Annotated in this window: 20 protein-coding genes; 9 read left to right on the top strand and 11 right to left on the bottom strand. The window is 73.4% G+C overall.

The annotated features are described in order from the left end of the window. Window positions 1-147: 147 nt before the first annotated feature. The gene (locus J2X68_RS00885; protein WP_310430448.1) at window positions 148-1314 is read right to left on the bottom strand and encodes a serine hydrolase domain-containing protein; all 1167 of its coding nucleotides are present in this window, start codon (window positions 1312-1314) and stop codon (window positions 148-150) included. After that, window positions 1269-2588 (bottom strand): multidrug effflux MFS transporter, encoded by a 1320-nt coding sequence (locus tag J2X68_RS00880; RefSeq protein WP_310430447.1) that lies wholly within the window; start codon window positions 2586-2588, stop codon window positions 1269-1271. The genes J2X68_RS00885 and J2X68_RS00880 overlap by 46 nt, the downstream gene beginning before the upstream one ends. A gap of 87 nt (window positions 2589-2675) precedes the next feature. Here J2X68_RS00880 and J2X68_RS00875 point away from each other — a divergent pair, with 87 nt between their 5' ends. From J2X68_RS00875 to J2X68_RS00865, 3 genes are all read left to right on the top strand, one after another. After that, entirely contained in the window at window positions 2676-3677 is a 1002-nt protein-coding gene (locus J2X68_RS00875; RefSeq protein ID WP_310430446.1) for a Gfo/Idh/MocA family oxidoreductase, read from the top strand. 45 nt (window positions 3678-3722) lie between these two features. After that, on the top strand, window positions 3723-4355 hold the full coding sequence (locus tag J2X68_RS00870; RefSeq protein ID WP_310430445.1) for a TetR/AcrR family transcriptional regulator: 633 nt from the start codon (window positions 3723-3725) through the stop codon (window positions 4353-4355). Between the two features lie 128 nt (window positions 4356-4483). Then, a complete protein-coding gene (locus tag J2X68_RS00865; protein ID WP_310430444.1) occupies window positions 4484-5221 on the top strand; it encodes a bifunctional DNA primase/polymerase in 738 nt (245 codons plus the stop codon). Window positions 5222-5325: 104 nt separating this feature from the next. Here J2X68_RS00865 and J2X68_RS00860 read toward each other — a convergent pair whose 3' ends face one another. The 4 genes from J2X68_RS00860 to efeO are packed head-to-tail and all read right to left on the bottom strand — an operon-like array spanning window position 5326 to window position 9589. Then, window positions 5326-6351, bottom strand: coding sequence for a hypothetical protein (locus J2X68_RS00860; RefSeq protein WP_310430443.1), 1026 nt, complete (start codon window positions 6349-6351; stop codon window positions 5326-5328). After that, window positions 6290-7183, bottom strand: a complete 894-nt coding sequence (gene efeU, locus J2X68_RS00855) for an iron uptake transporter permease EfeU (protein ID WP_310430442.1) — start codon at window positions 7181-7183, stop codon at window positions 6290-6292. The genes J2X68_RS00860 and efeU overlap by 62 nt, the downstream gene beginning before the upstream one ends. 3 nt (window positions 7184-7186) lie before the next feature. After that, on the bottom strand, window positions 7187-8434 hold the full coding sequence (gene efeB, locus J2X68_RS00850; protein WP_310430441.1) for an iron uptake transporter deferrochelatase/peroxidase subunit: 1248 nt from the start codon (window positions 8432-8434) through the stop codon (window positions 7187-7189). A gap of 15 nt (window positions 8435-8449) precedes the next feature. After that, a complete protein-coding gene (gene efeO, locus J2X68_RS00845) occupies window positions 8450-9589 on the bottom strand; it encodes an iron uptake system protein EfeO (protein ID WP_310430440.1) in 1140 nt (379 codons plus the stop codon). A gap of 545 nt (window positions 9590-10134) precedes the next feature. On the opposite strand from efeO, the gene J2X68_RS00840 reads away from it, so the two are divergent. Next, window positions 10135-10779: a PhzF family phenazine biosynthesis protein gene (locus J2X68_RS00840; protein WP_057599727.1), complete on the top strand. Its 645-nt coding sequence runs from the start codon at window positions 10135-10137 to the stop codon at window positions 10777-10779. A gap of 123 nt (window positions 10780-10902) precedes the next feature. Next, window positions 10903-11124, top strand: coding sequence for a hypothetical protein (locus J2X68_RS00835; protein ID WP_310430439.1), 222 nt, complete (start codon window positions 10903-10905; stop codon window positions 11122-11124). Between the two features lie 69 nt (window positions 11125-11193). Here the strand turns inward: J2X68_RS00835 and J2X68_RS00830 are convergent, their stop codons facing one another. Both J2X68_RS00830 and map read right to left on the bottom strand, forming a co-directional pair. Then, window positions 11194-11841: a biliverdin-producing heme oxygenase gene (locus J2X68_RS00830; RefSeq protein WP_310430438.1), complete on the bottom strand. Its 648-nt coding sequence runs from the start codon at window positions 11839-11841 to the stop codon at window positions 11194-11196. A 113-nt stretch (window positions 11842-11954) separates the two neighbouring features. After that, a complete protein-coding gene (map, locus tag J2X68_RS00825; RefSeq protein ID WP_310430437.1) occupies window positions 11955-12812 on the bottom strand; it encodes a type I methionyl aminopeptidase in 858 nt (285 codons plus the stop codon). A gap of 57 nt (window positions 12813-12869) precedes the next feature. Here map and J2X68_RS00820 point away from each other — a divergent pair, with 57 nt between their 5' ends. Further along, a complete protein-coding gene (locus J2X68_RS00820; RefSeq protein WP_310430436.1) occupies window positions 12870-13103 on the top strand; it encodes a hypothetical protein in 234 nt (77 codons plus the stop codon). A gap of 22 nt (window positions 13104-13125) precedes the next feature. On the opposite strand, the gene J2X68_RS00815 is transcribed toward J2X68_RS00820, so the two are convergent. Together J2X68_RS00815 and J2X68_RS00810 are read right to left on the bottom strand one after the other, a co-directional pair. Continuing rightward, entirely contained in the window at window positions 13126-14463 is a 1338-nt protein-coding gene (locus J2X68_RS00815; protein WP_310430435.1) for an MFS transporter, read from the bottom strand. 111 nt (window positions 14464-14574) lie between these two features. Next, window positions 14575-15171 carry a hypothetical protein gene (locus tag J2X68_RS00810; protein WP_310430434.1) on the bottom strand — a complete coding sequence of 199 codons (597 nt, stop codon included), beginning with the start codon at window positions 15169-15171 and terminating at the stop codon, window positions 14575-14577. 103 nt (window positions 15172-15274) lie between these two features. Here J2X68_RS00810 and npdG point away from each other — a divergent pair, with 103 nt between their 5' ends. After that, window positions 15275-16003: an NADPH-dependent F420 reductase gene (npdG, locus tag J2X68_RS00805; protein WP_310430433.1), complete on the top strand. Its 729-nt coding sequence runs from the start codon at window positions 15275-15277 to the stop codon at window positions 16001-16003. A gap of 63 nt (window positions 16004-16066) precedes the next feature. Further along, window positions 16067-16258: a hypothetical protein gene (locus J2X68_RS00800; RefSeq protein ID WP_310430432.1), complete on the top strand. Its 192-nt coding sequence runs from the start codon at window positions 16067-16069 to the stop codon at window positions 16256-16258. Here J2X68_RS00800 and J2X68_RS00795 read toward each other — a convergent pair. Next, window positions 16248-17048, bottom strand: a complete 801-nt coding sequence (locus tag J2X68_RS00795; RefSeq protein ID WP_310430431.1) for a site-2 protease family protein — start codon at window positions 17046-17048, stop codon at window positions 16248-16250. The genes J2X68_RS00800 and J2X68_RS00795 overlap by 11 nt on opposite strands. 173 nt (window positions 17049-17221) lie before the next feature. On the opposite strand from J2X68_RS00795, the gene J2X68_RS00790 reads away from it, so the two are divergent. Next, window positions 17222-20836, top strand: coding sequence for an AfsR/SARP family transcriptional regulator (locus tag J2X68_RS00790; protein WP_399039198.1), 3615 nt, complete (start codon window positions 17222-17224; stop codon window positions 20834-20836). Window positions 20837-20864 lie beyond the last annotated feature (28 nt).

The following is a 20864-nucleotide window of genomic DNA, read 5'->3' as shown; positions in this document are numbered from 1 at the left end:
GCCCTCACCGCACCACCCGCACGGCCCCGCCCTCGCCGCACCACCCGCACGGCCCCGCCCTCGCCGCACCACCCGCACGGCCCCGCCCTCGCCGCACCACCCGCACGGCCCCGCCCCGACCGGCCCCGGCGCGCGCACCGCGCACCCTCACCGCACCGCCATCGCCATCCGGGTCCCCACCAGGGCCCGCGGCCCGCTGTCCGGCGCCCGTCGCCTCGGATGCACCGTGTTGGCCAGCAGCACCACGAACGTGTCCGTCGCCGGATCCAGCACCAGCGAGGTCCCGGTGAACCCCGTGTGCCCCGCCGCGCCCTCGCCCGCCAGCTCGCCCATGAACCACGGCTGATCCACCGCGAAGCCCAGCCCCGGCGGGCTGAGCAGCAGCTCCACGAAGTCGGGACCGAGGATGCGGGCGGGACCGTAGGAACCGCCCGCCAGCAGGGTGCGGCAGAACACCGCGAGATCGCGGCCCGTGGAGAACAGCCCCGCGTGACCGGCCACCCCGCCCAGCGCCCAGGCGTTCTCGTCGTGCACCACGCCCCGCAGCATCCCGCGGTCCGCCTTGGCCCACGGCCGCCGCTGGTCCTCGGTCGCCGCCGCACCGGGGCACGGGCCGAAGTCGGTCGAGGTCATGCCCAGCGGACGGGTGATCCCGTCCCGCACGAGGACGTCGAGGGTGCGGCCGGTGAGCCGCTCCAGGAGCTGCTGGAGCACCAGCATGTTCAGGTCCGAGTACAGGTACGCGCCCGGTGCGCCGACCGGCGTCTCCGCGCGTAGCAGCGCCCACCGCCGGGCGTCGTCCGCGCAGTCGTACAGGGGCAGCTCGGGGCGCAGCCCGGAGGTGTGGGTGAGGAGCTGGCGGACGGTGACGCCGTGCGCGGCGGCCCCGTGGAAGTCGGGCAGATAGGCGCCCACCCGGGCGTCGATGCCGAGGGTGCCGCGCTCGATCTGCTGCACCGCCGCCACCGAGGTGAACAGCTTGGTGAGGGACGCGAGGTCGAACGGGGTGTCGACGGTCATCGGGATCCGCGCCCCGGGCGGGAGCTCCACCCCCGCGTCGGCCGCCGGGTCGTACGCCGCGTACCGCACCGCCCAGCCCACCGCCTCCCGCACGGCGATCACCGGGCCGCGCCCGGCGACCACGACGGCGCCCGCCGCCCAGGGCCGGTCGCCCGTGGTGAGGTCCACGACGTCACGGACGAGGAGTCGCGTCTCCGCCGGGTCGAGCCCGGCCCGTTCCGGTGTGTCGACGCGCAGTCTCGGTGCGCTCAGTTCACTGCTCCTTCCGCGCCCGCCTTGGTCCAGGGACGGCACATTCCCACGAAGCAGGCCGATGCCACCAGTGCGGCGGCCGACTGGACGACGGCCATCGGGACGGCCGTGCGCTCGCCGGCGATCCCCACCAGCGGGGAGGCGATCGCGCCGATGAGGAAGGAGGACGTGCCGAGAAGCGCCGAGGCGGAACCGGCGGAGTGCCGTATCCGCGTCAGGGCGAGGGTCTGCGCGTTGGGCAGCGTGACGCCCATCGCGGACATCAGGACGAACAGCGCGGCGGCCACCGGCGCCAGCCCCACCTCGCCGAAGACGCCCGTCGTCATGAGCAGCAGGGCGACCGAGGCCAGCACGACCACCGAGAGCCCGACGGCCAGGACCCGGTCCAGCCGGACCCGGCCCACCAGCACCCTGCCGTTGAGCTGGCCGATCAGCACGAGCCCGACCGAGTTCACGCCGAACAGCAGGCCGAACGTCTGCGGGGAGGCGCCGTAGATCTCCTGGACCACGAACGGCGAGGCGCTGATGTACGCGAACAGCGCGGCGAAGGAGAAGCCGCCCGTGAGCATGTAGCCGGTGAAGGGCAGATCGCCGAGGAGCCGGCGCATCGAGCGCAGGGCCTCGCCGACCCCGCCCGCGTGCCGCCCGGCGGCGGGCAGTGTCTCCGGCAGCCGGGTCCACACCAGCACGGCCAGCAGCAGTCCCACCGCCGTCAGGAGGACGAACACGCCCCGCCAGTCCGTCGCCCGCAGGATCTGCGCGCCGATCAGCGGCGCCACGACCGGGGCGACCCCGGAGATCAGCATCAGGGTGGAGAAGAACCGGGCCATCGCCACGCCGTCGTACAGATCGCGCACGACGGCCCGCGCGATCACGATCCCGGCGGCGCCCGCGAGCCCCTGCACCAGCCGGCAGGCGACCAGCAGCCCGACGGTGGGCGCCAGCGCGCACAGGGCGGTCGCCAGGACGTAGACGACGAGTCCGGCCAGCAGCGGGCGCCTGCGCCCCCACCGGTCGCTCATCGGGCCGACCACCAGCTGCCCCAGGGCCATACCGGCCAGGCACGCGGTCAGCGTGAGCTGCACCGTCGCGGCCGGCGCGTGCAGCGAGCGGGTCACCTCCGGCAGCGCCGGGAGGTACATGTCCATCGAGAGCGGGGGAGTGGCGGTCAGCCCGCCCAGGACGAGGGTGACGAGCAGCCCCGTCCGGCGCCGGGCGGACGGCGTCGGCCCCGCTCCCTCGCCCGTTCCCGTGCTCGTGCCCCGGTCCGTCACGGCCTTCGGCGCCGCGTCAGGTATGGCCCCGCCCTCCGGCATCCGGCCGCCCCTCCCTCTCCGACATCAGTGCCGCCTATGCTCTCAGCTCGAACACACTGCTGGGACGGCACGAGGGCGGGGCAGGGTATGACGACGGACACGGTGCGGTGGGGCGTCCTGGCGACCGGCGGGATCGCCGCCGCGTTCACGGCGGACCTGATCGACCTGCCCGACGCGGAGGTCGTCGCGGTCGCCTCCCGCAGCGAGGTCTCCGCGAAGGCGTTCGCCGAGCGGTTCGGCATACCCCGGGCCTACGGCGACTGGGCCGCGCTCGCCGCCGACGAGGACATCGATGTCGTCTACGTCGCCACCCCGCACGCCGCCCACCGCGCCGCCGCCGGACTCTGCCTGGAGGCCGGGCGGAACGTGCTGTGCGAGAAGGCGTTCACGCTGAACCTGCGCGAGGCCGAGGAACTGGTCGCGCTGGCCCGGGAGCACGACCGCTTCCTCATGGAAGCCATGTGGATGTACTGCAACCCGGTGATCCGCCGCCTCAAGGCGCTCGTCGACGACGGCGCGATCGGCGAGATCCGCACCGTGCAGGCCGACTTCGGCCTCGAAGGCCCCTTCCCGCCCTCGCACCGGCTGCGCGACCCCGCCCAGGGCGGCGGCGCCCTCCTCGACCTGGGCGTCTACCCGGTCTCCTTCGCCCACCTCCTGCTCGGCGCGCCCTCGGGCATCGCCGCCCAGGCGGTCCTGTCCGCCGAGGGCGTCGACCTCCAGACGGCCCTGGCCCTGTCCTGGGACTCCGGCGCGCTCGCCGCCCTGCACTGCTCCCTGACCGGCGGCACGGGCACCACCGCCTCCGTCACCGGCTCGCGCGGCCGGATCGACATCCCGTCCGGCTTCTTCCACCCCGACCGTCTCGTCCTGCACCGGGACGGGCGCGACCCCGAGGAGTTCGCCGCCGACCCGGCCGACGGCCCCCGCACGACGTTCCGGCACGAGGCCCGTGAGGTCATGCGCGCCCTGCGGGCCGGGGAGACCGAGTCGCCGCTGGTCCCGCTCGACGGCAGCCTCGCGGTCATGCGGACCCTCGACACGGTCCGCGAGCGGATCGGCGTGCGCTACCCCGGCGAGGACACGTGACCGCTCGCGAGACGTCCCGTCTCACCGGCTTGGTACCGTCGACCCATGGTCACCCAGTCCGGTAAGCCGGCCCCCGACACCACCCGCCGCAGCGAGCGGTCCCGGCGCGCCATCTACGACGCCGCGCTCGCCCTCGTCGCGGAGACCGGCTACGCGAAGACCACGATCGAGGGCATCGCCGCCCGCGCGGGCGTCGGCAAGCAGACCATCTACCGCTGGTGGGGGTCGAAGGCCGACGTCCTGCTGGAGGCCTTCCTCGACCTCAGCGAGGAGGCGGCCCGCGGCGCGGGGGCCTCGCAGGAGCAGCCGTACGTCATCCCCGACACCGGCGACCTGGCCGCCGACATCAAGGCCGTCCTGCGCGCCACCGTCGACCAGCTCACGGACCCCAGGTTCGAGGCGCCCTCCCGCGCCCTGGCCGCCGAGGGCGTGGTCAACGAGCAGGTCGGCCGCGAGTTCACGGCCAAGCTGATGGAACCGTCCATCCAGCTGTACGTCGACCGCCTGCGCGCCGCCCAGCGGGCCGGGCAGGTCCGCGCCGACCTCGACCCGCGGATCGCCCTGGAGTTCTTCATCTCCCCGCTGGCCCAGCGCTGGCTCCAGCGCACCGGCCCGATCTCCTACGCGTACACCGACGCCCTCGTCGACTACGCGCTGCACGGTCTCGCGCCCCGGTGAGCCTGCCGACATAGGTCACTCTGGGCCCACCCGTCCCACCTGCCCCGATTCACGGCTACGGCCCCCCGATGCGCAGGATGGTGGGACCATGAGGCATGCTGGCGGCACCACGGCGAGCGAGGGGACAGATGAGCGCGGAGTTCGACGGCCGGACCGGCCTGTGGGGCAAGATCTCGGAGTGGCTGCGCCCGAGCGGCCCGACGGAGGCCGCCGACGACGGCGACCGCGAGGCCCTGCTGCTGGCCGCCGCCGGAGCGGGGCTCCCGCTCGCGCCCGCCGCGCACCCGGCCCCCGGCTACGGCTGCTCCTGCGACCGCGTCGGCTGTCCGACCCCCGCCCGGCACCCGGTGTCCTTCGCCTGGCAGACGCAGTCCACCACCGACCGCGCCCAGATCGAGCGCTGGGCCCGCCACCAGCCGCAGGCCAACTTCATCACCGCCACCGGCATGACGCACGACGTGCTCGACGTGCCGCTGGAGGCGGGCCGCCAGGCCCTGGAGCGGCTGCTCGACTCCGGCGTCGAGGTCGGCCCGGTCGCCGAGAGCGACGACGGCCGCATGCTCTTCTTCACCCTCACCCGCGGCACCCCCGAGGACGAGGACGAGTGGTGGCCGTGCGAGCTGGACTGCCACCCCGAGACCATGGACGAGCACCCCGGCCTGCGCTGGCACTGCCGCGGCTCCTACGTCCTGGTGCCGCCCGCCCGGCTCCCCGGCGACGAGGGCCGTCGCGTGCACTGGCTGCGCGGTCCCGAGCACGCGCTGCCGGACCCGCTGACCCTCCTGGAGACGCTCACGGACGCGTGCGCGCGCCACGCGGGCCAGGAGTCCGACCACGCGGGCACGGCCTGGCCCTCGCGCCACTAGCCGGGTGCGGGACGGGCCTCCCGCGATCACGGCCCAGGCGCGGAACCGACCGGCCGAACCGCCGCCCGGTCCCCTCGCCGCGACGGTGACGCCACCCGGCGCGCTCAGGCTCCCTTGGCCGCCGTCAGGCCTTCCAGCCGGCTGAGAATCGACACCTTGCCGTTCCCCGAGCCCTTCGCGGGGGCCAGAGCGACGTCGTTGGCGACGAACTCCATCGTCAGCGACTGCTTGATCTCACCGGTCGTCAGCGCGGCCACGTTCTTGTTCGGGGCGGGCACGGCGGCGCCCGCCGCGGCCGTCTGCTTCATGTAGTGGTGCGTGGTGAAGAAGACCAGCGCCCCGCCGTCCGCGGTGCGCAGTGCCAGCGGCGCGTAGTCGCCGCCGGTCAGCGGCTCGTCGATGTACTGCGTGGCCAGGCCCGGCTTGGTGGCGTTCTTCGCCCGGGTCGCGCGCAGCGCGGTGGTGTGCGCGCCGTCCGCGAAGGCGCCCTTGCCGCTCTGCAGGTACGCCGCGTAGTCCTTGCTCAAGTCCTCGGGCGCGACCGCCAGTTCGGCGGAGTCGGCGGACACGGCCTCGGCATGGCCGTCCTTGCCCGACTGCTCGAAGCGCGGGATCGAGCCCGGGGCCACCAGCGTCAGATAGGTCGCCTGCCACGGCTCCGCCCGCTCGCCCCGGGTGAACACCATCAACCAGCGCGCGTCGCCGCCCTTGTTGCCCTTCGCGTCGGCGACGAACCAGCGCGGCCAGCCCGCCTTCTCGACGATCGTGTACTTCACGTCCGACAGCACCAGCGGCGTGTGCTGCGGGTTGCCGTCCGGGTTGTTGACGCGGCCCGCCTTCAGCCGCGCCTCGTCGATGATCCCGAGGGGGCCGGTGGTGCGGTCGGCGTCCAGCGAACTGTCGTACGCCGCGTCGGCCTTGTTGTAGGCGGCCGTGAACTGCTCGACGGCCTTCACGGCCTCCGCCTTCGTGGCCGCGGGGAGCAGTTCGAGCTCCCCGTGGACCACCACGCAGCCGCTCGCGGTGAGCGAGACGGCGGTGAGCGACGCCGCTACGAGTGCGTACCGGTCACGTGCGCGGAGCGTTCGACTGCGCGGAACCCCGGTCGTCAGGCTGCGTTCCCTGCTCATCAGGCGACTTCACCTTCCCCTTCCCGGAGGCGAACCCTACCGGGGCGAGGAACAGCGCGAGCGTCGGGACCAGGTACAGCAGCCACACCGTGACCTGGAGAACCGTCGGATCGGGCTGGAAGTTGAACACGCCCTTCAGCAGCGTGCCGTACCAGCTGTCCGGCGGGAGCGTGCCGCTGATGTCGAAGGCCAGGTCGCTCAGGCCCGGGACCAGGTCGGCCTCCTGGAGGTCGTGGACGCCGTACGCCAGCACGCCCGCGGCCACCACGACCAGCATGCCGCCGGTCCAGGTGAAGAACTTCGCGAGGTTGATCTTCAGGGCTCCGCGGTAGAACAGCCAGCCCAGCAGGACGGCGGTCGCGAGCCCCAGGGCCACGCCGATCAGCGGACGCGGGGTGCCGTCGCCGGCCGCGTGCACCGACGCCCAGACGAACAGGGCCGTCTCCAGGCCCTCCCGGCCGACCGCGAGGAAGGCGGTGGCGACCAGCGCGCCGGTGCCCATCGCGAGGGCCGCGTCCAGCTTGCCGTGCAGCTCCGACTTCAGATGCCGGGCGGTGCGCCGCATCCAGAACACCATCCACGTCACCAGGCCGACCGCGAGGATCGACAGGGAGCCGCCGAGCGCCTCCTGCGCCTGGAACGTCAGTTCCTGGGAGCCGAATTCGAGGACGCAGCCGAAGCCGAGCGCGAGCGCGACGGCGACGCCGATGCCGATCCAGATGGGTTTGAGGGCGTCCCTGCGGTCCGTCTTCACCAGGTAGGCGATCAGGATGCAGACGACGAGACTGGCCTCCAGGCCCTCGCGCAGTCCGATCAGATAGTTGGAGAACACGGGCTACGCCTCCTTGGAGAACAGCGTCCGGCCCCACCAGTCGTCCTTGTCGCGGACGCCCGGCGGGACGGCGAAAACGGCCGAACCCACGTGCTGGATGTATTCGTTGAGGGCGTCGGTCGCGAGGTTGCGCTGGACGCGGACGAACCCCTCGCGCACATCGCGCTGGTAGGCGAGGAAGAACAGACCGGCCTCGAGCCGGCCGAGGCCGTCGGTGCCGTCGGTGAAGGAGTAGCCGCGGCGCAGGATCGTCGCCCCGTGGTTGGAGTCCGGGTGCGCGAGCCGTACGTGCGCGTCGGGCTTCATCGCCTTCAGGAACGGCTCGTCGCGCTCCTTCGCCTTGCCGACCGGCGCGCCCTCGCCCTTGTCGCGGCCGAAGATGTCCTCCTGCTCCTGCAGCGAGGTGCGGTCCCAGGTCTCGATGTGCATCCGGATCCGGCGCGCGACGAGATAGGAGCCGCCCACCATCCAGTCGGGGCCGTCCTTCTCGCCGACCCACACGAACTTCTTCAGCCGGTCGGTCTCGGTGCCCGCGATGTTGCGGGTGCCGTCCTTGAAGCCCATCAGGTTGCGCGGGGTCTGCGCGTCGGGCGTCGTGGACGAGGTCTTCCCGAAGCCCAGCTGCGACCAGCGGATGACGACCTTGCCCATGCCGATCCGGGCCAGGTTGCGGATCGCGTGCACGGCGACCTGCGGATCGTCCGCGCAGGCCTGGATGCACAGGTCACCGTTGCTGCGGGCCGCGTCGAGCGCGTCCCCGGCGAAGGTGGGCAGCTCGATCAGCGCGTCGGGCCGCCGGTCGGCGAGGCCGAGCTTGCCGAACAGCGAGGGCCCGAAGCCGACCGTCAGGGTCAGCCGGGACGGCTTGAGCCCCAGGGCCTCGCCGGTGTCGTCCGGGGGCGCCTCGGCCAGACCGCCGTACGCGCCCTCGCCGACCGCCTTCCCGGCCGTCATCCGGCGGGCCGCCTCCGTCCAGTCCTTCAGGAGCTGGACGAACTCGGCGCGGTCCGTGGTCTTCACGTCGAACGCGGCGAAGTGCAGCCGGTCCTGCACGGGCGTCGCGATGCCCGCCTGGTTCGCGCCGTGGAAGCCGACCGCGCCGCCCACTTCGGCGGCCGCCGGGTCGACGTCGTCGCCGGTGCGGGTCATCGCGACCGCGCCGCCGGCCGCGGCGGCGCCGAGCGCGAGGCCCGCACCGCCCCAGCCGATCAGCGATCGCCTGGACGGCACGCTGCCCTGAGTCTCGGTCATGTCCTGGCCCCTCGATTACTTCGCGACGGCGGCGGCGAGCTTGGACAGCGGCTCGGCGAGCGCGTTGACCGCGTCGGACAGCTCCTTGCGGTCGGCGGCGCCGACCTTGTCGTACGCGGTGAAGGCGTACGACGACGTGTTCGGGCGGTACTTGTCCAGCAGCGTGTTCAGCGCGGCGAACTGCTTGTCCAGCTCGGTGACCAGGGCCGCGTCGTTCTCCTGGGCGACCGGCTTGAGCAGCTCGTAGGACTTCTGGGCGCCCTCGACGTTGGCCTTGAAGTCGACGAGGTCGGTGTGCGAGTAGCGCTCCTCCTCGCCGGTGACCTTGCCGGTGGCGACCTCGTCGAGGAGTTCCTTGGCGCCGTTGGCCATGGAGGTCGGGGTGATCTCGGCCTTGCCGACCCGCTGCTGCCAGTCGGTCAGGTCGGTGGTGAGCTGGTCGGCGAGGGTCTTCTCGGCGGCGGTGATCTTCTTGTCCTGCCAGAGGGCCTTCTCCAGCCGGTGCCAGCCGGTCCAGGTCTGGCCGGCCTCCAGGCCGTCCGCGCGGACGTCGACCTTCGGGTCGATGTCGCCGAAGGACTCCGCGACCGGCTCGGTGCGCTCCCAGCCGATGCGGGAGGGCGCGTAGGCCGCCTTGGCCGCCTCGAGGTCGCCGGCCTTGACCGCCTTCACGAAGGTCGCGACGAGCGGCAGCGTGGCGTCGGCCTGCTCCTGCGCGTACTCGCGGTAGGCGGCGACGGCCTTGTCCAGGCGCGGGTCACGCTTGGCGACCGAGCCGCCGGTGACCTTGAGGTCCTGGCGGATGCCGGTGCCCTTCATGCCGGGCTTGCAGGCGATCTGGTAGTCACCGGCCTTCACCTCGGCGGTGACCCGCTGCTTGGTGCCGGGGCCGATGTTCTCCCGCTCGCTGACGATCCGGTCGTCGGGGAAGAGGATGTAGACCTCGGTGACCTTGGAGCCCTTGTTCTCGATCGCGAGTTCGACGTGTCCGGCGGATATCTCCTTCTTGGAGGTCACGCACTTGGCGTCGGTGGCGGTCACGGTGATGACCCGGTCACCGTCTTTCGCGTCGCTCTTGGAGGTGCAGCCGGTGACGGCGGTCAGTGCGGTCACGGCGGTGACGGCGGTGACGACGGACAGTCTGGCGGCTCGCATTCGGGCTCCCAGCGATGGCTGAATAAGGGCGTGACCCGGCTCACAGGGTTGGTGAGCCTCGCCTAACTTATCCAAGGCTTACCTGCGTAATACCCGTCCGTGCAGTGATTCACCTCTCATAGACGCCGTATGAGCACGAGCGGATCACGGTGACTCAAAACGGACCCCAAGAGATGGTCAAAGATGATTCAAAGATTCCGCTTGGGGGCGACGGTGCCGCTCTGGTGTCCCGGGCGCGGAAGCGGCTCACCCGCCGGTCGCGGACGTCCAGAAGCGGCCACCGGGTGCCCCTCGCCTCCGGCGAACCCTGCGCCGAGCCCCGCCCGGCGCACAGGGTCACGGCCCGGGCGCGCACCCTCACCACCGAGCCCCTCGCCGAGCCACCTGACGCCCTCACCTCAGGAGCGCGGGGACCGCGCGAGGGGCCACGGCCGACCGCCACGCGTGCGACGGCCGAGGGCCGGGCCGGGCAGGGGCGGCCCGCCGCAGGGGTGCGGGGGCCGCGCGACCCGCCGCCCGCCGTCCGGCGGTGCTTCAATTCCCCGGTGACTGATTACGACGTGCTCCGCGTCTTCTGCGCGCCGAACGGCGGCTACGGCAATGAACTGGGCGTGGTCCGCGAAGGTTCGGTCCTGCCGGACCGCGAGGACCGGCAGGACCTCGCGGCGAAACTCGGCTTCGGCGAGACGGTGTTCGTCGACGACCCCGAGCGCGGGATCATCGACGTCTACACGCCCACCCGGCGCCTGTCCTTCGCGGACCACTCGTGCGTGGGCGTCGCCTGGCTGCTCGACGTGCCGGAACTCGTCACGCCCGCCGGCGCCGTCGGCACCCGCCTGGACGGAGAGTTCACCTGGATAGAGGCCCGCGCGGAGTGGGCCCCGCCGTGCGTGTTCCACCGCTACGCCACCGCCGCCGAGGTCGACGACCTGCCCGTGCCGCCGGCCGGTGACTGGATCTACGCCTGGGCCTGGGAGGACGAGCCGGCCGGCCGGATCCGCGCCCGTGGCTTCCCGGGCCGCGGCGACGGCGTCGACGAGATCGAGGCGACGGGCGCCCCGGCCCTGCTGCTGACCGAGCGGCTCGGCCGCGCCCTGAACATCACCCAGGGCGCGGGTTCGCAGATCCTGACGGCCCCGCAGCCGTACGGCTGGGTGGAGATCGGCGGACGGGTGTTCCTGGAGCGCTGAACCATACGGCCGGTCGCGGCTTTCCGCGGAGTTCTCCGCGGCCGTACGGGTGGTCTGGCGTGTGCGGAGAGCGACGAACGGGGACCTCTGGGCGTGACATTCGAGCCCCGTGAGAGGAACGCCATGCGTATCCGTTCAGTTCTGGCCGCAACCGTCCTGGGTATCGCCCTCGCCGCCACCGGCGCGACGACCGCCACCGCCGACGAGGGTCCCCGCCAGCACCACGAGGAGCCGCGCGAGCACCACTTCGGCGGGGACGAGGGCGTGTGCAGCCCGTACATCGGCGCGGTCGACACGGTTTCGGCCGACATCTTCTGGGCCGGCAAGCACTGCGACCGCTTCTGATCCGACGCCGGGCCCCCTCGCCGTACGGCGAGGGGGCCCGATCCGTCCGCTCCGGCCCGCGCGGCCGGCTCACGCCGAGAGCGGGAACTCCTCGCCCAGGGCCCGGAAGACGTCCGTGTTCAGCGCGAAGGCGCGCTTGCACTCGCTCACGATCCGCTGCTTCTCCAGGTCGTCCGCGCGCACCCCGTCCAGCAGTTCCCGGTACTCCCGCTTGAACGCCGCCGGGTTGCCGATCTCCTCGAAGACGTAGAAGCGGACGCCGTCGCCCTTGCGCTCGAAGCCCCAGGTCCGCTCCGCCTTGTCCCGGATGATCTGCCCGCCGGAGAGGTCGCCCAGGTAGCGCGTGTAGTGGTGGGCGATGTACCCGGCCGGCCAGCGATCGGCGCACTCCCGCACCCGCGCCGCGTACGCCTCGGTCGCCGGCAGGGCCGACAGCCCCGAACGCCACCCGGCGCCCCGCAGATGGGCCAGGTCCCGCTCCAGCGCCGGCAGCCGGAACAGCTCGGGCCGGACGAAGGGCCCGGCCACCGGGTCCGAGGCCAGCCGCCCGGCGCCGGCCTCCAGCGCCGCGTAGACGAACCAGAGCTGCTCGGTGTACCGCGCGTACGCCTCGACGCCGAGCCTGCCGCCGAGAAGGTCACTCATGAACGTCGAGGTCTCGGCCTCCACGTGCTGCTCGTGGGAGGCCGTGCGAATGAGGGTCGAGAACGAGTCCATGCCCGCATCCTTTAAGGTAAGGCTTACCTAAGTCAATGGGTTTGCCGACGCCTTGTCGGTAAAAGCGTACAAGAAAAGGCCCGCCCCCAGCAGGGGACGGGCCTTCGGCCGCGCTACGGCAGCGTGAGGATCTCCGCCCCCGTCTCCGTCACCACCAGCGTGTGCTCGAACTGGGCCGTCCGCCTGCGGTCCTTGGTCACCACGGTCCAGCCGTCCTCCCACATGTCGTACTCGTGGGTGCCGAGGGTCAGCATCGGCTCGATCGTGAACGTCATGCCGGGCCGGATGACGGTCGTCGCGTGCGGGCTGTCGTAATGCGGGACGATCAGCCCGGAGTGGAACGACGAGTTGATCCCGTGCCCGGTGAAGTCGCGCACCACGCCGTACCCGAAGCGCTTGGCGTACGACTCGATGACCCGCCCGATGATGTTGATCTGCCGGCCCGGCCGGACCGCCTTGATCGCCCGCTCGAGGGACTCCCGGGTCCGCTCCACCAGCAGCCGCGACTCCTCGTCGACGTCCCCGACCAGGTAGGTGGCGTTGTTGTCGCCGTGCACCCCGCCGATGTACGCCGTCACGTCGAGGTTGACGATGTCGCCGTCGCGCAGGACCGTCGAGTCCGGGATGCCGTGGCAGATGACCTCGTTGACGCTCGTGCACAGCGACTTGGGGAAGCCCCGGTAGCCCAGCGTCGACGGATAGGCGCCGTGGTCGCACATGTACTCGTGCGCCACCCGGTCCAGTTCGTCGGTGGTGACTCCCGGGGAGATCAGTTTCGCCGCCTCCGCCATCGCCTGCGCGGCGATCCGGCCGGCCCGGCGCATCGCCTCGATCGTCTCGGGCGTCTGCACCTCCGGACCGGTGTAGGGCGTCGGCGCGGGCTTGCCGACGTACTCGGGGCGGCGGATGTTTCCGGGCACCGAACGGATGGGGGACAGCTCCCCGGGGACGAGCAGCGACTGGCCAGACATGCCGGTGAGTCTAACGAGCGGACATGGGGGAACATGACGATGGCGAGAGGAGCCGTCATGCCCCTGTTCAAGAAGTCGACCACCGGCAAGCCGGGCGAGTGGTTCTACTGCCTGGAGCACAAGAAGGTCGAGGAGGGGCCGGAATGCCCGGCCAAGGACCGGTTCGGCCCGTACACCACCCGTGCGGAAGCCGAGCACGCGATGCAGACCGCCCGCGAGCGCAACCTCCAGTGGGAGAACGACCCCAAGTGGCACGACGCCCCGGCGGCCGGCGCCCGGGACGACGACTGATCAACCGGTGATCAATCGCTGATCACCCGGTCGACGGAACGTCGGCCACCGGTGCGGCTGCCGACCGTCGGGCGCGCAGCCGCGCCGCGTGTTCGTCGGTGCGCGCGTCGTACGTCATCAGGCTCGGCAGGCACAGCGCCAGCAGTCCCACCGCGCCCACGCACAGCGCCCCGCCCGACCAGACCGAGGTCCGCACCCCCAGCCAGGCCGCCAGACCGCCGCTGCGCACCTGGCCGACCGTCGGCCCCACCGAGTAGGACAGCAGCTCGATCCCGGCGAGCCGCCCGCGCAGCTCGTCCGGGATCGTCTGGTTCCACATGACCCCGCGGAAGATGCCGCTGACCATGTCGAAGCCGCCCGCCAGGGCGAGGCAGAGCAGCACCAGCCAGACGTTCCCGGCGAGTCCGGCGGCGGCGATCGCCCCGCCCCACAGCGCGGCCGACAGCACCACCATCCGTCCGTGCCGGTGCACCCGGGAGGTCCAGCCGCTGGTCAGGCTCACCAGCAGCGCGCCCGCCGGCACCGACGCGTACATCAGGCCCAGCGACCACTCGGCGTCCAGTTCGTCGGCGAGGAACGGCAGCACGGCGAGCGGCATGGCGAGGAACATCGCCGCGAGGTCGACGGCGTAGGTGCCCAGGAGCTCCTTGCGGCCCCAGGCGTACCGGGCGCCCTCGGCGATGGCCCGGAGGGACGGCTTCGCCGCCTCGTGCGCGGCGGGAGAGGCGGCGATGCGGACGACGAGCGCGACCGAGACCACGAAGGTGAGGAGGTCGGCCGCGTAGGCCCAGCCCAGGCCCGCGTACGCGACGACGACACCGGCGAGGGCCGGTCCCGCGACCCCGCCCACGGTCCACCGCAGCGAGTTCAGCGCGGCCGCCGCGGGCAGGTGCTCATGGGCGACGATCCGCGGCCACAGCGAGTCCAGCGCGGGCCGCTGGACGGAGACGAGCGCGGAGGAGAGCGCGGCGACGAGGTACAACGGCCACACCGCCGGATCCGGCAGCAGCGCGTTGACCAGCAGCACCGCGCTGAGCAGCCCCTGCCCGGCCTCCGTCCGGACGATGAGCTTCCGCTTGTCCCACGCGTCCGCGAGGGCCCCGCCGTACAGGCCGAACACCAGGAGCGGCACCAGCTCCACGGCCCCGATCGCGCCGACCGCCGCGGCCGATCGGGTCAGCTCCTTCAACTGCACCGGCAGCGCCACGAAGGTCAGGAAGCTCCCGAAGGTCGACACCGTGCCCGACACCCAGAGCCGCCGGAAGTCCCGCGAGGCCCGCCAGGGGGCGAGGTCGGGGAGCAGGGACCGCCGACCGGAGGGAGCGGGACGCGCGGCGGCGGGGACATCGTCATCGGTCACGAGGGGCCATGCTCGGCCGGGAGCGGAGCGAGGGGCAACCGCTTTTCGGCGGGACCGGTAGGGCAGGCGGGCAGGAGGGCAGGTGGGCGGACCGGCAGGCGGGCGGGCTGGTCACCAGGGGGGAGGCGGCGGCGCGGTCAGCCGTTCGGCCAGGTGGGAGAGCCGGTCGGCGAACCGCCGGCGCCCTCGCGCCGGGGGCAGCGTCTCGCCGGCGGCCGCGCTCACCAGGTGCTGCACGGTGTCCAGGTCCAGCTCGGAGCCGTCCGGGACGGCCAGCGTCTCGTGGGCCAGGGCCGTCAGCTCCCCCTCGCCGGGACCGAGCGACAGGATCACGACGCCGGCCCGCCGGGCGTCCGACACCCGCTCCAGCAGCGGCGCGTCCCCCGACGGCGACGCCACCAGCAGCGTCTCGCCCCGCCGGGCCGCCTCGATCCGGCCCAGGCCGACGGCGAGATGCGCCGGGTCGGAAGGACGCGCGGCATGCCGTACGAGGGTCGGGGCCAGCTCCGGCGTGCCCGACCACGCGGCCTCGTCCACCAGATGCGCCGCGAGGTGCCAGGGCTCGTAGGCCGCCGTGCCCGCCAGCAGCAGTCCGCCGCCGTGCGAGACCACCGACCCGCGCAGCACCCCGGCGAACCTGCGGGTGGCCCCCAGCCACTCGGTCCCGGCGAGCACCTCGCGCAGCAGCGCGACCCGTACGGCGTCCATGCCGCCGCATCGTGCCGCAACCGGCAGCCGGCCGCCCGGGGTTCGCCCCTCGTTCACCCGACTTGACGAAGGGCCGCCGCACCCGCCCACGTAAAGTCGGCCCATGACCTCTACCGACAGTGCACAGAACGCCGCCGCTGCCGCCCCGGCGAAGGCTCCCGCCAAGGACCCGTGGGACCTTCCCGACGTGTCAGGACTGGTCGTCGGCGTGCTCGGGGGGACCGGCCCGCAGGGCAAGGGTCTCGCCTACCGGCTCGCCAAGGCCGGCCAGAAGGTGATCATCGGTTCGCGTGCCGCCGACCGTGCCCGGACCGCCGCCGAGGAGCTCGGGCACGGTGTCGAGGGCGCCGACAACGCCGAGACCGCGCGCCGCAGCGACATCGTGATCGTCGCCGTGCCGTGGGAGGGCCACGGCAAGACCCTGGAGTCCCTGCGCGAGGAACTGGCCGGGAAGCTGGTCGTCGACTGCGTCAACCCGCTCGGCTTCGACAAGAAGGGCGCCTACGCGCTGAAGCCGGAGGAGGGCAGCGCCGCCGAACAGGCCGCCGCCCTGCTGCCGGACTCGCGTGTCGCCGCCGCCTTCCACCACCTCTCGGCGGTTCTCCTCCAGGACCCCGGGATCGACGAGATCGACACCGACGTGATGGTGCTGGGCGAGGAGCGGGCCGACGTCGAGCTCGTCCAGGCGCTGGCCGGCCGGATCCCCGGCATGCGGGGCGTCTTCGCCGGGCGGCTGCGCAACGCCCACCAGGTGGAGTCCCTGGTCGCCAACCTGATCTCCGTCAACCGCCGCTACAAGGCCCACGCCGGGCTGCGCGTCACGGACGTGTGAGCGCATGGGGGACACTGGTCGGAGCAGCCCAGCAGTGTCCCCCCGACAGGAGAAACCGGACCCATGCCCCGCCTCGCCCTCTACACCCTCGTCGTCTGCGTACTCGCCGTGGCCGCGGCGGTCGTCTCCTTCGTCCAGGGCAGTTTCCTGGGCGTCGTGTGGGTGCTGCTCGCGGGCCTGTCCTCGAACATGACCTGGTACTACGTGAAGCGGGAGAAGGTGCGCAGGGCCGCGGGGGCCGACGTCAGCGGCTGACCGAGCAGAACTCGTTCGTGCCCTGCCAGAAGCGGTACAGCGACTGGCCGCAGTACGTCTCGAAGTCGCCGATCCCGAGACCGCGCAGCACGGCGTCGACCATGTCGAAGAAGACCCCGTTGACCGCCGGCACCCACAGCAGCGCGAACACGAACAGCAGGCCGAACGGCGCGAACGGCTCCACCTGCCGCTTGACGTCGTACGACAGCCAGGGCTCGATCACCCCGTAGCCGTCCAGACCGGGCACCGGAAGGAAGTTCAGGATCGCCGCCGTGACCTGGAGCAGGGCGAGGAAGGCGAGCGCGAACCGGAAGTCGGCCGGCACGCCGTCCAGCGCGTCCAGCCAGAACGGCGCCGTGCACACCACCGCGAACAGCACGTTCGTCAGCGGACCGGCCGCCGAGATCAGGCTGTGCCGCCACCGCCCCTGGATCCGCCCGCGCTCGATGAAGACCGCACCGCCCGGCAGACCGATGCCGCCCATGATCACGAAGAGGACCGGCAGCACCACGCTGAGCAGGGCGTGCGTGTACTTGAGCGGGTTGAGCGTGAGGTACCCCTTCGCGCCGACCGAGATGTCACCGCTGTGCAGGGCGGTGCGCGCGTGCGCGTACTCGTGCAGACACAGGGAGACGATCCAGGCGGCCGTCACGAACAGGAACACCGCCACGCCCGGCTGCTCGGCGAACCCCGTCCAGGTCGCCCAGCCGGTGACCGCCGTCACGGCCAGGATCCCGAGGAAGACGGGACTGATCCGCCGCTCGGCACTGCGGGTGGTGGCGGTCGTCATGGGGCCCCCTGGGCTCGTACGCGTGTGTGGAACTGCCCGACCGTACCCGGCCCGGGCATACCGGGAAAACGTTCCGCGGCCGGCCCCCGGTTCCTGGGACGCGAAAGGTGCGGGCGACCGGGTCGCGCCACCCCGCCGGAACCCCGTGACCGAGCTCGATCCCACCGGAGAGAATGGACCCCGTGCGCTACCGCATCCTCGGCACCACCCAGGCACTCCGTCCGGACGGCGTCCCCGTCGCCGTCGGCGGAGCGCGGCTGCGCGCCCTGCTGGCCGTGCTGGCGTTGCGGGCCGGCCGGAGCGTCCCCGCCGGGCTGCTGGTGGAGGAGGTGTGGGCCGGTGACCCGCCCGCCGACGCGCCGGGCGCGCTGCAGGCGCTGGTCGGCCGGCTGCGCCGGGCCCTCGGGGCGGCCGCGATCGACTCCGCGGAGGGCGGCTACCGGCTGGCCGCCGCCCCGGACGACGTCGACCTGCACCGCTTCGAGCGGCTGACCGCCGACGGCATCCGCGCGCTTTTTGACGCGGACCCCGCCAAGGCGGCCGCCGTCCTCGACGACGCCCTCGCCCTGTGGCAGGGCCCGGCCCTCGCCGACCTGCCCGACCGCGCCGCCGAGGCGGCCCGCTGGGAGGCCCGCCGCCTCGACGCGCTGCGCGCCCGGCACACCGCTGCGATCGCCCTCGGCCAGGCCGAGCGCGCACTGCCCGAGCTCACGGCCCTGTGCGACGCCCACCCGCTGGACGAACCGCTCCAGGCGCTGCGGCTGCGCGCCCTGCGCGAGGCGGGCCGCACCGCGCAGGCGCTGGCCGCGTACGACGAGGTCCGCCGGCTCCTGGCGGACCGCCTCGGCGCCGATCCCGGCCCCGAACTGCGCGCCCTTTACACGGAGTTGCTCACTCCCGGTGATCCGGCGGCACCCGCCGACCGGCTGAACGGTCATCCGGTGGACGGTGACCCGGGAAGGCCCGGCGAGCCGTCCCGTGCCGTCGGCCTCGCCGGCCCGAGCGCGGCCTCGACGGCCGCCGCCGCGCCGCCCCGGCCGCTGGGCAACCTCCGCGCCCGCCTCACCTCCTTCGTCGGCCGGGAGGCCGACATCGCGGCCATCCGGGGGGATCTCGCGAGCGCGCGGCTCGTCACCCTGCTCGGGCCCGGCGGGGCCGGCAAGACCCGGCTGTCGCAGGAGGCCGCCGAGACCGTGCGGGACATCGCGCGCGACGGCGTCTGGCTGGCCGAGCTCGCGCCCGTCGCCGACCCCGACGCCGTGCCGCAGGCCGTCCTCACGGCCGTGGGAGCCCGCGAGACCGTGCTGTACGGCGCCGGCGCCGAGGAGATGCGGGTCGCCGCCGAACGCCACGACGACCCCCTGGAGCGGCTGGTCGAGCACTGCGCCCGACGCCGCATGCTGATCGTCCTCGACAACTGCGAGCACGTGGTCGGGGCCGCCGCCCGGCTCGTCGAGGAACTGCTGGCGCGCTGCCCCGAGGTGACGGTCCTGGCCACCAGCCGTGAGCCGCTGGGGGTGCCCGGGGAGGTGCTGCGCCCGCTGGCTCCGCTGCCGGAGCGGGTGGCGCTGCGGCTGCTCGCCGACCGGGGCGCGGCCGCCCGGCCCGGATTCCGGCCGGACGCCGACGAGGAGACCGCGGCGGCCTGCGCGGAGATCTGCCGACGGCTCGACGGCCTGCCGCTCGCCATCGAGCTCGCCGCCGCCCGGCTGCGCATGCTGACGCCCCGCCAGATCGCCGACCGGCTCGACGACCGCTTCCGGCTCCTGACCTCCGGCAGCCGGACCGTCCTGCCCCGCCAGCAGACCCTGCGGGCCGTCGTCGACTGGTCCTGGGACCTGCTCGACGAGGACGAACGCGACGTCCTGGCACGCCTGTCGGTCTTCGCCCGCGGCTGCGACCTGGCCGCCGTCGAGGCGGTGTGCGGCCCGGCCGCCCGTGCCCCCCGCGCCGGCCACGCCCCCGCCGGGGGCCGCGGCCTCCCGGGGGTTGTCGACTCCCGCGACGGCCACGACCGTCATGAGGGCCACGCCTCCCCTGAGGGGCCGGGCCCCCGCGGGGCGGACGACCGACGGGACGGTCCCGACCGCCGTGACGTGCGCGGCTCCCACGAGGCCGGCGCCGTCGGCGGGGCGCCCGGCGTGCGTGACGTGGCCGACGAGGGCCGGTCCGCGCTCGACCTGCTCTCCTCACTGGTCGACAAGTCGCTCGTCGTCGCCGCTCCGGACCCCCGCGGCGACATGCGCTACCGGCTGCTGGAGACCGTCGCGGAGTACGCGGGCGAGCGACTGGACGAGTCGGGGCGGCGGCCGGCGGCCGAGCGCGCGCATCTCACGTACTACCGCGAACTCGCCCGCACCACCGAGCCGTTGCTGCGAGGCCCCGGTCAGCGGGACGCCATCGACCGCTTCCAGCTGGAGTACGAGAACCTGCGCACCGCGCTGGGCCGCGCCGTCGCGGCGCGTGACGAGCAGGAGGCGCTCTGCCTGACCCTGTCCCTCGTCTGGTACTGGCAGATGCGCGACCTGCGCATCGAGGCCCGCGCCTGGTGCGTCGAGACGATGGCCCTGAGCCCCGACCCGTTCGCCGAACCGCTGCGCCGGGCCGCGCCGGTGTGGAAGTCCTGCATCGACGCCCCGCCACCGATGACCGGCGAGGTCCTCGCGGAGGCCCGACGCGGGGTCCACCTGGCCCATCTGGCCTGCATGGACACCGAGATGGAGGCCTGGCACACCGCGACCTCGCAGGCCAAGCTGCGGCTGATCGCCGACACCTACGAGCCCGGCCTGCCGCAGACCTGCCGCGCCCCCGGCCTGCTCTGGTTCTTCGCCGTGGTGATGGCCGGCGCCCCGGACCGCATCCGCGCCATCATCGACGCCAACGTCGACACCTGCCGCCGGACGCCCGGCTACGACTGGGAGCTGGCCTCCTGCCTCCAGCTGCGCGCCAACATCCTCGCCAACCGCGCCGACTGGGCGGGCAGCGCGTTCCGTGACGCGGCCGAGGCCCTGGAGATCTTCCAGCGCCTGGGCGACGCCTGGGGCACCGCCGAGGCCCTCTCCGCCCGCGCCGAGGCCCATGAACGCCTGGGCGCGTACCGGGAGGCCGCCGCCGACTACGAGGGCGCCATCGAGCAGGCCGAACGGCTCGGCGCCCGCTCCCAGTCCGCGGTCCTCGCCGCCCGGCTCGGCAGCGTGCTGCTGGAGGCGGGCGACGAGGAGCGGGGCGAACGCCTGCTGCGCGAGGTGATCACCGGCGAGGAGCGCGCGGTCAACGAGGCCATGCACATCGCCCGCCTCTTCCTCGCCGGCTGGCTGGCCGCCATCGGCCGGCGCGCCGAGGCCCGCGAGCAACTGCACCTGCTGCGCCAGGAGTTCAACTTCGGCCACTTCGCCGTCTTCCACTCCTTCATCCTGGGGGCCGAGGCCTGGCTGGACGCGATCGACGGCCGGTCCGCGCAGGCCCTGACCGGCATCCGGGCCGCGCTGGAACGGGCCATGGATCCGCTGTCCGTGGCCATCGCCCCGCAGATGCGCTCCTTCTACCTCTTCATCGCCGCGACCGCCCTCGTCGGCGTCGACGGCGGCAGCCGCGCAGCGGACGCCGCCCGCTGCCTGGGCGCCGCCGACACCCTGCTGCCCCCGCGTCACGTGCCCCCGCGGGTGGAGCGCGAGGCGCGCGACCTGGCCATGAACCGGACGCGCGACGCGCTCGGCGACGGGCCGTTCGAGAGCGCGTACGCCGAGGGCGGTGGCCTCTCCTACGAGGAGGCCACCGCCCTGGTGTGAAGCGTCCCGACGCGTCCTGCCGCCCTGT

It is taken from the genome of Streptomyces sp. 3330 (genome assembly GCF_031456635.1).
In the GTDB taxonomy this organism is placed as follows: Bacteria; Actinomycetota; Actinomycetes; order Streptomycetales; family Streptomycetaceae; genus Streptomyces.
The sequence above is the reverse complement of the archived record's forward strand: the minus strand, read 5'-3'. Positions and strand labels throughout refer to the sequence as shown.